This window comes from Dokdonia sp. Asnod1-B02 (assembly GCF_045063955.1).
Taxonomy (GTDB): domain Bacteria; phylum Bacteroidota; class Bacteroidia; order Flavobacteriales; family Flavobacteriaceae; genus Dokdonia.
Genome location: NZ_JBEFNW010000002.1, coordinates 1017952 through 1031554, shown reverse-complemented (window position 1 = coordinate 1031554; position 13603 = coordinate 1017952). Strand labels below are relative to the sequence as shown.

At 37.3% G+C, this 13603-nt stretch carries 16 protein-coding genes; 5 read left to right on the top strand and 11 right to left on the bottom strand.

Annotated elements, in window-relative coordinates; all coding sequences use genetic code 11:
* Positions 1-120: 120 nt before the first annotated feature.
* The 3 genes from ACJJVU_RS04745 to ACJJVU_RS04735 all read right to left on the bottom strand — a co-directional run bounded on the left by ACJJVU_RS04745 (position 121) and on the right by ACJJVU_RS04735 (position 3108).
* A complete protein-coding gene (locus tag ACJJVU_RS04745; RefSeq protein WP_298330383.1) occupies positions 121-1143 on the bottom strand; it encodes an asparaginase in 1023 nt (340 codons plus the stop codon).
* On the bottom strand, positions 1140-2261 hold the full coding sequence (locus tag ACJJVU_RS04740) for a 1-acyl-sn-glycerol-3-phosphate acyltransferase (protein ID WP_405222822.1): 1122 nt from the start codon (positions 2259-2261) through the stop codon (positions 1140-1142). Before ACJJVU_RS04740 ends, ACJJVU_RS04745 begins: the two co-directional genes overlap by 4 nt.
* A gap of 70 nt (positions 2262-2331) precedes the next feature.
* Positions 2332-3108: a TatD family hydrolase gene (locus ACJJVU_RS04735; protein WP_405222819.1), complete on the bottom strand. Its 777-nt coding sequence runs from the start codon at positions 3106-3108 to the stop codon at positions 2332-2334.
* 121 nt (positions 3109-3229) lie between these two features.
* Here ACJJVU_RS04735 and ACJJVU_RS04730 point away from each other — a divergent pair, with 121 nt between their 5' ends.
* From ACJJVU_RS04730 to ACJJVU_RS04720, 3 genes are all read left to right on the top strand, one after another.
* Positions 3230-3667, top strand: a complete 438-nt coding sequence (locus ACJJVU_RS04730; RefSeq protein ID WP_405222816.1) for a retropepsin-like aspartic protease — start codon at positions 3230-3232, stop codon at positions 3665-3667.
* A gap of 260 nt (positions 3668-3927) precedes the next feature.
* Positions 3928-5088 (top strand): M12 family metallopeptidase, encoded by a 1161-nt coding sequence (locus ACJJVU_RS04725; RefSeq protein WP_405222813.1) that lies wholly within the window; start codon positions 3928-3930, stop codon positions 5086-5088.
* A gap of 150 nt (positions 5089-5238) precedes the next feature.
* Positions 5239-6765 carry a GH3 auxin-responsive promoter family protein gene (locus ACJJVU_RS04720; RefSeq protein ID WP_405227468.1) on the top strand — a complete coding sequence of 509 codons (1527 nt, stop codon included), beginning with the start codon at positions 5239-5241 and terminating at the stop codon, positions 6763-6765.
* Positions 6766-6840: 75 nt separating this feature from the next.
* On the opposite strand, the gene ACJJVU_RS04715 is transcribed toward ACJJVU_RS04720, so the two are convergent.
* Positions 6841-7473, bottom strand: a complete 633-nt coding sequence (locus tag ACJJVU_RS04715) for a hypothetical protein (RefSeq protein WP_405222810.1) — start codon at positions 7471-7473, stop codon at positions 6841-6843.
* A gap of 60 nt (positions 7474-7533) precedes the next feature.
* Here ACJJVU_RS04715 and ACJJVU_RS04710 point away from each other — a divergent pair, with 60 nt between their 5' ends.
* The gene (locus ACJJVU_RS04710; RefSeq protein ID WP_405222807.1) at positions 7534-8256 is read left to right on the top strand and encodes a DUF6503 family protein; all 723 of its coding nucleotides are present in this window, start codon (positions 7534-7536) and stop codon (positions 8254-8256) included.
* 3 nt (positions 8257-8259) lie between these two features.
* Here the strand turns inward: ACJJVU_RS04710 and ACJJVU_RS04705 are convergent, their stop codons facing one another.
* The 3 genes from ACJJVU_RS04705 to rplU form a co-directional block, all read right to left on the bottom strand.
* Entirely contained in the window at positions 8260-8811 is a 552-nt protein-coding gene (locus tag ACJJVU_RS04705; protein ID WP_405222804.1) for a hypothetical protein, read from the bottom strand.
* 134 nt (positions 8812-8945) lie between these two features.
* The gene (rpmA, locus tag ACJJVU_RS04700; protein ID WP_144668082.1) at positions 8946-9206 is read right to left on the bottom strand and encodes a 50S ribosomal protein L27; all 261 of its coding nucleotides are present in this window, start codon (positions 9204-9206) and stop codon (positions 8946-8948) included.
* 40 nt (positions 9207-9246) lie between these two features.
* Positions 9247-9909: a 50S ribosomal protein L21 gene (gene rplU, locus ACJJVU_RS04695; RefSeq protein WP_405222801.1), complete on the bottom strand. Its 663-nt coding sequence runs from the start codon at positions 9907-9909 to the stop codon at positions 9247-9249.
* A 349-nt stretch (positions 9910-10258) separates the two neighbouring features.
* On the opposite strand from rplU, the gene ACJJVU_RS04690 reads away from it, so the two are divergent.
* Positions 10259-10828: a hypothetical protein gene (locus tag ACJJVU_RS04690; RefSeq protein ID WP_405222798.1), complete on the top strand. Its 570-nt coding sequence runs from the start codon at positions 10259-10261 to the stop codon at positions 10826-10828.
* A gap of 65 nt (positions 10829-10893) precedes the next feature.
* On the opposite strand, the gene ACJJVU_RS04685 is transcribed toward ACJJVU_RS04690, so the two are convergent.
* The 4 genes from ACJJVU_RS04685 to ACJJVU_RS04670 form a co-directional block, all read right to left on the bottom strand.
* Positions 10894-11382 carry a DUF4199 domain-containing protein gene (locus tag ACJJVU_RS04685; RefSeq protein WP_405222795.1) on the bottom strand — a complete coding sequence of 163 codons (489 nt, stop codon included), beginning with the start codon at positions 11380-11382 and terminating at the stop codon, positions 10894-10896.
* Between the two features lie 84 nt (positions 11383-11466).
* Entirely contained in the window at positions 11467-12003 is a 537-nt protein-coding gene (locus ACJJVU_RS04680; RefSeq protein ID WP_405222792.1) for an RNA methyltransferase, read from the bottom strand.
* Between the two features lie 61 nt (positions 12004-12064).
* Complete coding sequence (gene era, locus ACJJVU_RS04675) at positions 12065-12949, bottom strand: GTPase Era (protein WP_108876956.1); 885 nt, start codon at positions 12947-12949, stop codon at positions 12065-12067.
* Positions 12950-13087: 138 nt separating this feature from the next.
* On the bottom strand, positions 13088-13549 hold the full coding sequence (locus ACJJVU_RS04670) for an RNA methyltransferase (protein WP_405222788.1): 462 nt from the start codon (positions 13547-13549) through the stop codon (positions 13088-13090).
* Positions 13550-13603 lie beyond the last annotated feature (54 nt).

Below are 13603 nucleotides of genomic sequence, written 5' to 3'. Positions count from 1 at the left end.
ATCTGATTACAACTCACTGTTGTAGGTGTTTCAAATTTTCGCGAAAGCGTATAAATCATACTCTTTCTAAAGGATTGCGAAATAACAAAAAAATAATAACTCATTCAAGAGTTACACACTTTATGTGAGCTCTCCTCGTAAAGAAGTTTCAAAGACGGTTTTAAACACTTTAGGCCCCAGCTCCTGCCCTAATAAGTACATCATTTTTGTAGTAGCGGCTTCTGTAGTCATATCGCCTCCATTGATAACACCCATTTTCTTTAAAGCGACACTAGTTTCATAATTACCCATGTGCACACTGCCAGAGATACACTGCGTGATATTTACGATAGGGACACCTCGCTTGATAGTTGCTTTAAGGGCATCTACAAACCAAGGTTGCGTAGAGGTGTTTCCTGCCCCGAAGGTTTCTAGCACCACGCCACGCGTACAAGGAATATTAAGCATTGCCTCTACTAAGCACTGCGAAATACCAGGATAAATCTTAAGTAATAGAATCTCTGTAACTAAGGTTCTGTGAACTTTAAGTGCTTTTTTATTCGGTTTCCAGAGTGCATCTTCATTAATAGTGAGATGTACTCCTGAGGTGAGGAGTTCTGGATAATTAGGAGAAGTAAACGCTTCAAAATTTTCGGCACTTATTTTTGAGGTGCGATTTGCTCTGTATAGCTTGTACTCAAAGTAGAGACACACTTCAGTTATAAGTGGTTTATTACGTTTTCTCAAAGCAGCTACTTGAACTGCAGTAATTAAATTCTCTTTTGCATCTGTGCGTAAGTCTCCTATAGGCAGCTGTGATCCCGTAAACACCACAGGCTTAGATAGATTTTCTAACATAAAACTTATGGCAGATGCGCTATAACTCATAGTATCACTACCGTGCAGTACTACAAAGCCATCATAACTATCATATCCTTCTTTTATAAAATCACAAAGCTCGTTCCAGTAGGTAGGATTCATGTTTGACGAATCAATCACGGTATCAAATGAGGCGGTGCTTATCTCACAATCTAGCAATCTCAGCTCTGGGATTTTTTCAAGCAACTCATCAAAGTTGAAAGCTTTTAAAGCTCCCGTTTCATAATCTTTGATCATACCTATGGTACCACCTGTGTATATTAAGAGAATTTTAGCCTTGCTCATACTTTTTCTGATTGTACTACTGGGTTTGCGTACATTAATAAGAAGCTATCTACTTCTATCTGCTTTTCTGCATCTACTCGTACTTCTAATCTACGTTCAAAATGACGTAATTCTTTCTCATCATAATGAGCGCTGTACTTATTGCTTTTATGGTATAGATCATATGCAATATAATTAGACGGCCACAACTTATAATGCTTCCATATTATAGTATCTAAGGCACTAGCAAATGCTTGTAACTTATCATTATCGCTTGTATAATCCTGAGCAATTTGATCATAAATTTCCTCTGGTATAGGTGCCGCTGCTATATGGATATTGCGCTTATTACCTAAAGCACCTTTAAGGATGCTATTAAAATCTTCGTTTGCTGTTTTTATGTAAGGTACATTTTCTTGTTTTGCCACAATTTCGGGTACCTTCAAGATATCTGTAGGGTCATACTCATAAGAGATTGCGACTCCTACTATGTTAAGTTCTTTGAGGTATTCCATTAGTGGTGTTTTACCACGAGCAATGGTAATCATCTTGAGTACGCCTTGCTGCGTTTTATCGAGTCCGTCTTTTGTTCTTCCTTCTCGCTGGGCTACCCACACAGATCTATTTGATAATAACAAGTGCTTAATATATTGAGACAAAAGTTTAGAACTCATAAGCATCTCACGTGGTGACTGCCCTCTTAACACCAAAAAATTCCTATTAAGCTTAGACAGCTCCATTAAAAAATCTTTTTGCACAAGGTTATCTCCTATTGCAGAGGCTGTTGTTATAAGACCATGATCTATAAGCGTCATATTAAGCAATGACGTATCAAGCACGATATCACGATGATTTGATAAGTATAAATAAGACCGCTTTCGCGAAAGCGTATCAAACCCACTACACGTAAAATCCTCAGCACTTTTATCAAGTAGATTTGTTACTGATTTATAGATAACTTTTTCTTGAAAATCGGCTATTGAAAAGCAGGTACTGAGTACTTCGACAATTTCTTCTTGTGTTTTATCTGGAAATGTAAATTGCAGTAAAATCCTAAACATAGGATGTCTTGCTGCGTGAAGTAAAGCCTGATTTACTTCATTATCATTATAAGGTCGTATATGGTCGTATCTATTCAAAATAGTCTGGATTGTTTGTCACAAAAGAACAAAATATTTTGAGTCTTCATCTACTATTTACAAGAAGATGCTATGCACGCTTTGTAAAAAACACTTCATCTGCGTTACTAGTAGTTATTGCAGCGATTTCATCTAAAGGTTTTTGATAAATTGTCGCCAGCTTTTCGGCTACTAAAACCACGTAGCTACTCTCATTACGTTTACCACGATACGGCACAGGACTTAAATACGGCGCATCTGTTTCTAGTACAATATGTGATAAAGGAATCTCTGCAAGAAACTTATCGATTTTACCATTTTTAAAAGTTGCTACGCCACCTATCCCAAGTTTCATGTTGTAACTGATGGCCTGCTCTGCTTGTTCTTTAGTTCCAGAAAAGCAGTGAAATATCCCAAAGAGATCATCTCCTTTCTCACTTTCTAGCACTTCAAAAACTTCGTCAAATGCCTCTCTACAGTGTATAACGATAGGTTTTTGATACTTTTTGGCTAGTTGTATTTGTCGTTTGAAAGCATCTTGCTGAATTTCTAAAGTAGACTTATCCCAATACAAATCTATCCCTATCTCCCCTACTGCATAAAAATCACGAGCGGCAAATTGTGCCTCCACATGCGCCAGCTCTTCTTCGTAATTCTCCTTAACATGCGTAGGATGTAGACCCGCCATTAAAAACATATGATCTGGATAGTTTTTTTCTAACGCATACATACGCTCTGTATACTCAGAGTCTATCGCAGGAATAAAAAATCTATTTACGCCAGCGTCAATTGCTCGTTGTATCATCACGTCCTGATCTTCATCAAAAGACTTGCTGTATAAATGGGTATGGGTATCTGTAAAATTCATAGACTACAAAAATAGCTAGCGCATAGAAAAGAGAGAAGGGAAAACACATAAACTTGAGCAATGCTTAACAAAGCTACAAGTCTATAGGATTGTAGTATTTTTGAGTAATACACTAATAAATATGCCTTCATTACGCGAGTTTCTACTTTCAAAAAAATATTGCCGTTCACGCCTTTTCCCTACCGTGACTAATCATCTTGAAATGAAAGCAAAAATTAATGGTGTACAAGGTTCCTTTATACTTGATACGGGAGCTTCTAGTTCGTGTATAGATTTTGAGTTTGCAGCGTTGTTTGGGCTACTTTCAGAAGATAGTGAGATTCTCGCAGCAGGTGCTGGTGCAACAGATATGATCACTAAGCTTTCGCGAAAAAATACCATTACCATTCAAAAATGGGAATACAAAAAACTAGACATCGTCCTATTTGACATGTCACATGTAAATACAGCACTGAAAAATCATGATGCCGCTCCCGTCCATGGAATTCTAGGAGCAGATGTACTCAATGCAGGAAAAGGGATTATTGATTATCAATATAATTGCTTGTATTTAAAATAAGCGTAAGTTTTAAGCACTATATCTTCTTATAAACTTAAACTAAATGTTAAAATTTTAACGATTATGCACTTTAAATAATTGTTAATCAGTAACCTATATTTTTTAACAAAATTCATATAATCCAATAAGAATTTTCTCACGTTTAAATATTTGTAACCATAACAGTAATTCTTTGCTGTACTCATACAAACATTCAAGACAACTTTCTGCGGCCGCGATAAGTGATTTTGGAATTAACCTTTTTAATTTAAAATCCAATTATGAAAAATTTTCATCTAGCAGTCGCCTGTGCCTTATCATTATGTCTTTTTAATTCTTGTGAGAAAGAAGATATTAATGAAATTAGCGAAGCAGAAAACACCTCTGTAGAAATACAATCAAATGACATTGAGAAAGCAGAAGAAGCATTCCCAGGTCAAAAAGGACAATCACAAAACCTATTTTACGGATTACATAGTCTAGAAGTCGCGACTATAAACGACACCTATGTCTTTGAAGGAGATATAATCTTCTCAAAAAATCAACTACAAGAAAGCACAGATGCTACTCGTAGCACTGGACGCACTGGAGGTAGATGGGCAAACAATACCGTGTATTATGCTATAAATCCTAGTCTTCCTAATCAAGCTCGTGTTACAAATGCCATAGCAAACTGGGAAGCCAGCACTTCTGTACGTTTTGTACAACGCACAAACCAATCGGACTACGTGTATTTCACTCCTGGTAGCGGTTGTTCTTCATATGTAGGAAGAATAGGCGGTCGCCAAGACATTACACTTGCAAGCGGTTGCTCTACGGGTAACACCATTCATGAAATAGGTCACGCCGTAGGTTTATGGCACGAACAAAGTCGCGCAGATCGTGATGACTACCTCACCATCAACCTAAACAATGTACAAGATGGAGTGGATTACAACTTTCTAACATATGTTGCACAAGGACAAGATGGAACAGAATATACAGCCCAGCTTGACTTTAATTCTGTAATGCTTTATAGCTCTTTTGCTTTTAGCAAAAATGGCCAACCTACCATCACAAAAAAAGATGGCTCCACATATTCTACAAACCGCACAGCACTCTCTAATGGAGATATTACTGGCATCAATATCATGTACCCAGGTGATGGTGGCGACGGAGGCAATAGTGGAGACATTTGCGATGGTGTAGCTGCATACAATAGCAACACAAGTTATACTATAGGCAATCAAGTGACTTACCAAGGCAATCTTTATGAACGTGTAAATGGAGGTTGGACAAACCTAGGTCCTTGCGGAAGCAATCAACCGCCAGCAGATATATGCGAAGGTGTGCCAGCATACAATGGTAATCAAAGTTATAGTGTAGGTGATTTTGTAACCTACCAAGGCGGACTTTATGAACGTTTATCAACTAGCTGGGATCGTATAGGTGACTGTGGTTAGGCTTTCATAAATATCTAACAATATCAATAGCCACTCTGCAAAGAGTGGCTATTTCTTTTCACAATTCTTCCTTAACATCGGGTTAAACTTGCTACAATCTATATTAACTTTATAGTGAGATTTAACATATTTGTAAAAACAATCACAACCATGGCTATTCTAGGATCTATAATAAAAAGTGCAATTGACTTAAAGGATACATTATCCTCAGACATTAATCCTATTCAAGAGCAGGAACAGGTTCTAGCAGATATGCTGAATACTGCAAAGGATACTGCCTTTGGAAAGTATTATGGGTTTTCTCAACTACTAGAAGAAGAAGAAGAAGATCAAGCAGTTGCCTTTTCAAAAATGGTTCCTTACCACGATTATAACCAGATGGACAGTATGTGGTGGGATCGCATAAAACATGGATTAGAAGATATAACATGGCCTGGAAAACCTCACTACTTTGCACTTTCTAGTGGTACTACTGGAAAAACGAGCAAAAGAATTCCAGTCACTGAAGAAATGGTTGCTGCCATAAGAAGCACCAGTCTTGCTCAAGTATCTGCACTAGCTCATTATGATTTACCAACAGATTTTTTTGATAAAGAAGTAATGGCTCTAGGTAGCTCCACAGATCTTATCGAACATGACGAATTTCTTGAGGGTGAAATAAGTGGTATTACAGCGAGTAATATTCCTTTTTGGTTTAAAGGATTTTACAAGCCTGGAGAAGATATCGCCAAGATTGAAAACTGGGATGAACGCGTAAAAACCATTGCAGAAAGAGCCAAAAATTGGGACATAGGCGCACTAAGCGGGATTCCATCATGGATGGAACTTATGCTTAAAGAAGTAATTGCTTATCATAATGCAGAAAATATCCATGAGATATGGCCCAATCTACAAGTTTTTACAAGTGGAGGCGTAGCCTTTAAACCTTACGAAAAGAGCTTTAGACAACTATTAGGAAGAGATATTACGGTAATCGACACTTACCTTGCATCAGAAGGATTTATGGCTTACCAAAGCAGACCTGAGACTTCCTCTATGAAGCTTTCTACTAATGCTGGTATTTACTTTGAATTTGTACCCTTCGCTCCAGAATATATCAATAATGACGGCTCGCTATCACAAGATGCTCCATCTCTTACTTTAAAAGAAGTAGAAACAGATGTAGACTACGTGCTTATCATAAGTACGGTTTCTGGCGCATGGAGATATCTTATAGGTGACACGATTGCTTTTACGGATGTAGAGAGAGCAGAAATTAAAATAACAGGACGGACTAAATTTTTCTTAAACGTAGTAGGCTCTCAACTTTCTGTAAATAAAATGGAAGTAGCCTTGAGAGAACTTGAAGAACAATTTGATATTGAAATTCCGGAATTTACATTGAGTGCAAAAAAGATAGATGGAGAGTTTTACCACTGCTGGTATCTAGGTACAATGGCGACTACAAATGAAAGCGAACTTGCAGAGGCTCTAGATAAAAGTTTAAAAGAAGCAAACAAGAATTATAAAGTGGCTAGAGGAAAATCTCTCAAAGGAGTAAAAGTCACCACTATTGACCCTAATATTTTTCACGAATGGAGTGGTCAAAACAAGAAAAAAGGAGGACAAGTAAAAATGGAGAAAGTGATGGATGAAGAGAAATTTGAAACCTTTGAAGACTTTGTTGCTAAGCAATAATTTCATGAAAAATCACTCATAAAAAACGGGTATCACACATGTGTGATACCCGTTTTTTTTATATAAATAGGCCTTCTAATCATCATGCTCTAAAAGATGCATTACTTCTTCTGGAGACATATATAGACTTCTTAAACGTTCTTTATAAGCCTCAGAAATATTCGCATGGTCGAGTATAAAGTTTTTAGTTTTTAAAATATAAGTTCCCATTCCATGAGTAATGGCATAGACATCTGCGGTACGTTCTACTTCTTTAATATGAGCGCCAGAATATAAATACTTCACTCCAAAAACTAACATCCCAAACCCAGAACGTTCCCTATAATCCATTACATGACCTAGCTCATGCCCTAACCATCCCGTAACCACATCACTTGGCACTTCAGAAAAACTGAGTTCGTCTTGATCTATTTGTATCGTTCTCGAAATAAGAATTATATATTCACGTTTTTTACGAGACTTTAAAAAACTAGCCCAACGTGGTTGTGCCTGCATTGTTGACTTTTTTATATTGTCTTTAAACTGAAAAGTTATTGCAGTATTCCACAACTCTGGGTAATGCTCTAAAGCAACGATAGCTTCATCATAAATTTCTTTAGGAATTACTTTATTCTCAAGGTTGAGCACTGCATCCTCAGTAGGTATTACATCTTTCTCTGTCATACTTTCAAAGTAGGGTTTATCTGCTTGCTGTGCTGTTAAGAGCATACTAAAATTAGTTAGGATAATCCAAAAAGCAATGTGTATCTTCATCTTCAAAACATAGGTATGAAAAAATTATTAATAACGAGTATTGTTTTCTGTCTCGCTTTCGCGAAAGCGGACTTTGCAAACGCACAATCTTTAAGACCTGTTACGGGGGCTGAGATTATTAGAAAATCAATAGCATTTCATGACCCTAATGACAATTGGTCAACCTTTCAAGGGGAATTTACCTTGGCACTTGATATGCCAGAAAAAGCTTCTAGAAAGAGCGTTATCACACTAGACATTCCTAATGAATATTTTAATCTCACCACAGAACAGGAAGATACAACTTCGTTTAGGGAGTTAAGCAATGACACTTGTAAATATACAGATGAGACTGGAGAAATAATCACCACTACCACCGATAGCCAAGATTGTGAGAGAACGAGAATGTATCGCGATTACTACTCATACTTATACGGGCTTCCTATGAAGCTTAATGATCAAGGCTCTCAGATAGATCCTACGGTGAAAAGCGTCACTTTCAAAGGGAAAAAGTATACCATGGTAAAAGTAACCTATGATAAGGCTGTAGGTTCAGATATTTGGCAATTTTACTTTAACCCATCTACGTATGCTCTAGAAGTGTATCAATTTTTCAAAGGCACAGATGAGACTACAGGCGAGTATATTCTTCTTGATAAAATAGCTATCATCGAAGGCATTAAAATGCCTAAAAACCGCGCTTGGTATTATAACAAGGATGATGGATACTTAGGAACAGATAGCATTGTACAAGATTAATCGCTAGTCCCTTTTTACGGTTAAAATCGCTTGCTTGTAATTACGCATGCTGTAATATTCTTTGTGCAATGAGGAAGCAAACTCCTCTACCTTTGCAAAATTTGCATATGATGGATTAAGACCATCATTAAAGTCCTCATCTGTGATAAGAAGCGCGATATACCATGTGTCCCCATAAATTCTAATAGGGTCATCATTAAATACAGGACCTATCCCATTTTCCTCCAACATCTTATTTGCTAAGGGTCTTAGTAAATTGACAGTTTTTGTATTCTTACTCACTTCATAAAACGAGACATAATAATTATTTCCATCAAGCACTACTGGCACATTATCTTCTACATAATTGTGCTGTAGGTCATACTTTGTATTTACGTAAGTATAAAACTCATCTGCATCTTTTGGGTCTGTGAAGATGTATGAATACCTCTTAGGCAGCTTTTTATTAAACTTCTTAGCTTTTTTAATGGAGCCATTACTCAGGTCAGGAGCTATTGCTACTGGAAAGCAAGATTGTAAAGTAACCAAACAGAATAAACCTAGTATATATCTCATTTAATGTGTTTTACACAACGCATCAAACAATATACCAAAACCATAAATACTTAATGAACTGAGTATAACCAAGAAAACCCTTACCGCATTGCGGTAAGGGTTTTATATGATAATTGAGAAACTATCCTCGTTTATTATGCCTCAAAAGGCACGATAGAAACGTAAGATTTGTTGTCTTTTTTCTTTTGGAATTTCACAACACCATCTACTCTTGCGTGTAGTGTGTGATCTTTTCCTCCATATACGTTCTCACCTGGGTGATGCGTATTACCTCTTTGACGTACGATGATGTTCCCTGCGATTGCAGCTTGTCCTCCAAAGATCTTAACACCTAAGCGTTTTGATTCTGATTCGCGACCGTTTTTAGAACTACCAACTCCTTTTTTGTGAGCCATCTTGTTTCGGTTTTATAAGTTATACTTGATAGTATAGCGATTAAGCTTTACCACCGTCTAATTCGTCTTGCCATTTCTTAAGCTCATCCCACTTACCATCTGCAGCAAGTTGTGCTTGTGCTGGCCATGTGTCAGTTACGTGATTTCCACGTACACCTGCGATAATTTCAGAAATCTTAGCAGCATCAGTTTTTGCAAGTTCTGCAAAAGTTGAAATTCCTGCCTCTACAAGAGTTTCAGCAATTTTAGGTCCGATACCCTCTACTTTTTTAAGATCGTCTGCTTTAGAAGATTTTTTTGCAGTAGCCTTAGGAGCAGTTTCCTTTACAGGAGCAGCAGCTTTAGGTTCAGCTTTTTTCTCTTCTTTCTTAGGAGCAGCTTTCTTAGCTCCAGAAGTAGCGATACTTTCAATTACGATTTCAGTAAGAGACTGGCGGTGTCCGTTTTTCACACGGTATCCTTTACGTCTTTTCTTCTTGAAAACGATTACTTTGTCACCTTTAAGGTGTCTTAAGACTTTTGCTCCTACTAGAGCTCCGTCTATAGCTGGGGCGCCTAAAGTGATGTTAGATCCGTCTCCTACCAAAAGTACTTTGTCGAAATCGACAGTTTTTCCTTCTTCGGTAGATAGGCGGTTAACAAAGACTTTTTGGTCTTTTGCAACTTTAAATTGCTGCCCTGCTATCTCTACAATTGCGTACATAGCGATTAATTAAATATTGTTATTACACTAATAATAGCCCAAACCTCTCAGTTTAAGCGGGTGCAAATATACTATTTATCTTAAGATTTACAATAAGCATCATTTGTTTTTATATAATAATATCACTCTACAAATACATTCTTACAGAAAATTAAAAATCAACCTACAACAAATACCCGACACCACGTCTCATTCCTACAAAACCCAAACAACAAACACTTACTCATCAGCACAATAACGCTGTCTAAAGTAATAAACTGCTAGAAGCAGAAAATATTTTAACGTTTTTATTTGCACTTTAACGATTGTAGATATATTTTCGCCCACTTAACTAATCAATCAATTAACAATGAAACATTTAAAATCAATCATCACATTAATTATCTTAACATTTACACTTGTGTCTTGCTCTACAGATGATGCTCCAGATGTTGACACAAATCTTATTGTAGGAACATGGTCAATCCAAGATTTAAATTTCAGCAGCGACCTTACATACGCTTTTGCTGGTCAAACCATCTCATCTACCTCAAACGGCAGCGGATCAAACTTTGACTACACAGTAACTTTTAATGAAGACAACACACTGGTCGCAAATGGATCTTATGACTACTTAGTAACCTCAACAACAGATGGCGAAGAATTCACTCAAACAATTACTATCGAAGACGTTGACACAAATGGAACTTGGAGCATCGATGGAAACCAACTAACTTTTACAGGGTTTACAACTGCCCAAGTTGACAATGATTTTATTAGTGGCGGTCAAGATGCAGGAAGTTCTACAATAGAAATTCTCAACGCAACTACGCTTCTTATAACTAGCGATCTTGAAGATGCTGTGCCTTTAGATTTACCAGAAGGAATAGATATAAATATAGAAGGATCTAGCGACGTCACACTAACTAGAATTAATTAGAACCTAGCCAGTAAAAGCAAAAAAAACCGCCAATTGGCGGTTTTTTTGTTCTTATCTTTAAGTGCTTATCCTCGCACAGAGTCTCCTCTATCTTTTAATACTTTCTTTGTTCCTTCTGTATTCCAACTTGGCTTAAATAACTGCATAAAGCAGAGCGATAAGCATACCGCAGTTGCAAAGCCTGCAATCGCTACTGTAAATACAACAGAACCTATGCTTGTATTATACGTTTGCTCCCAAGGACCAATTAGACCGTCTAGAAATTCTGGATTTATATTCCCTGCATATAATGCAAAAAATCCTGTAAAGATGATGGTTGCTACAAATCCCGAGACAACTCCATTTACCATACCGTCGGTATAGCTGTATGTAGCTCCGTTTTTAATTTGTGTATACTTAATAACCTCGTATATACCAAAACCTACAATCACTCCATTAAAAAGTGAGAATAGCACATTAGTATGTAAGTCAAATAGAGAAAGTACTAAGAAGTACGCTATGAGGCCACCGCTCATTGCAAAAGCAAATCTGATAGGCATTGTGAATTTTGACATCTTGTTTAGTTTTTATTACATAAAGATAAACAAAATATGAAGCTATACTCTTAACCCACTGTTAAATAACTGCTTAACAAATTATTAAGAAACTCCTAACTTGCTGAATAGGTCCCAAATAACCACCCCAGCGCTCACAGAAATATTAAGAGAGTGCTTTGTACCCAACTGTGGGATTTCAATAACAGTATTACTTAGAGACACAATTTCTTGCTGAACACCCTTTACTTCGTTACCAAAAACAACGGCATACTTCTCACCAGTAGTAGGCATAAATTTATCAAGCATCACCGCTCCTTCTGCTTGCTCTATCGCACACACATGAACACCATCCTCTTTTAATTGTTGCACAAGAGAAACACTGTCCTCTACATATTCCCATGCTACAGCATCTGTTGCTCCTAAGGCTGTCTTTTGTATATCGCGATGCGGCGGCGTTGCGGTAATGCCACAGAGATAGATTTTCTCTACTAAAAAAGCATCTGAAGTTCGGAAAACGGACCCTACATTATTAAGACTACGTATATTATCCAGTACGATAATTATAGGCGTCTTTACTGCCTCCTTGAAGTCGGAAACAGATTTTCGGTTGAGTTCGCTATTTTTAAGTTTTCTATTCATGAATCAGTCGGTGTGGCCGTAATGCTTTGTAAACTTACGCTTTCGCGAAAGCGTACTCATATTACTTCTGGTTGTAACCAAAACGCTTAAGCTGGTTAGAATTACTTCTCCAGTTCTTATTTACTTTCACATAAAGTTCAATGTGCACCTGCTTGCCAAAGAATTTCTGCAAATCCTTTCTAGCCTCTACACCTACTCTTTTAAGAGCAGTTCCTTTATGTCCAATTATAATTCCCTTCTGGCTATCACGCTCCACCATAATTACTGATCGCATGCGGATGATCTCATCCTCCTCAAAGAAATCTTCTGTATCAATCTCTACAGCATAAGGAATTTCCTTCTTGTAGTGCATCAAGATTTTCTCACGGATGATCTCGTTTACAAAAAAGCGCTCTGGCTTATCTGTAAGTTGGTCCTTAGGATAAAAAGCTGGAGACTCCGGTAATAGTTCTATAATTCTATTGAATACCTGTGGCACACCAAAGCTCTCGAGTGCAGATATAGCAAACACCTCAGCATTTGGCACTTTTTCAGACCACAACTTCAATGCCTCTGCTAGTGTCTCTTCGTTTCCTTTGTCTATTTTATTTATAAGTAATAAAACAGGGATTTTTGAACCGCGTATTTTATTAAAAAATGCCTCATCTTTAAGCTCTTTCTCACCTAGCTCTACAATGTATAAAAGTACATCTGCATCTTCAAAAGCACTTTTTACAAAGTCCATCATAGACGCCTGTAACTCATATGCTGGTTTTATAATACCAGGCGTATCACTCAATAGCATCTGGAAATCCTCCCCATTTACAATACCTAAAATACGGTGACGCGTAGTCTGCGCTTTTGAGGTGATGATACTAAGACGCTCGCCCACAAAGGCATTCATAAGCGTACTTTTACCCACATTAGGGTTACCGATGATGTTTACAAATCCTGCTTTATGAGACATAATAATTTATTTTGGGCAAAGATACTTTAATTTGCCACGTTGCGCTTGCTCCTCAACGAGAACTGAGGTAATAGATGAATAAATATATAATTGGAGTTTACAAATTCTATAAGTACGCTTTCGCGAAAGCGTAACTCATCAAGATCTAGGCTTCTCCCTAGTTCTATCATACATCACAATACTTCCCGCCACCGAAACATTGAGACTTAATGTAGATGGGAATTTTATAAGAAAATGCGACTTATCTATAGCCTCATTAGTAAGACCATGATCTTCTGCACCCAATAAGTAAACGCAACGACGCGGGTGATGAAAGGTCTCTAGCGTCTCTGCTCGATCATCAAGCTCTACACCTACAATGCGTACACCCTTAGGTAAGTGCTTAAAAAAGTCATCAAAGGTATCATAATGATAATACGGCATTGCCTTTACCGCATTATGCGTATCACTAGATTGCTTTGCATATCTATTACCGATGGTAAAAATAAAACTAGCGCCTAGATTTTGAGCAGAGCGCCATAAAACACCTAGATTTTCTGGTGTCTTACCATTCTGTATCCCAATGCCAAAAAATTCGTTTGTAAAGTTGTCTGGTTGCATAGCCACACGCTTAAAAAGGGGTTCAATAAAAAAGAGACCGTCACAAGTGAGGCC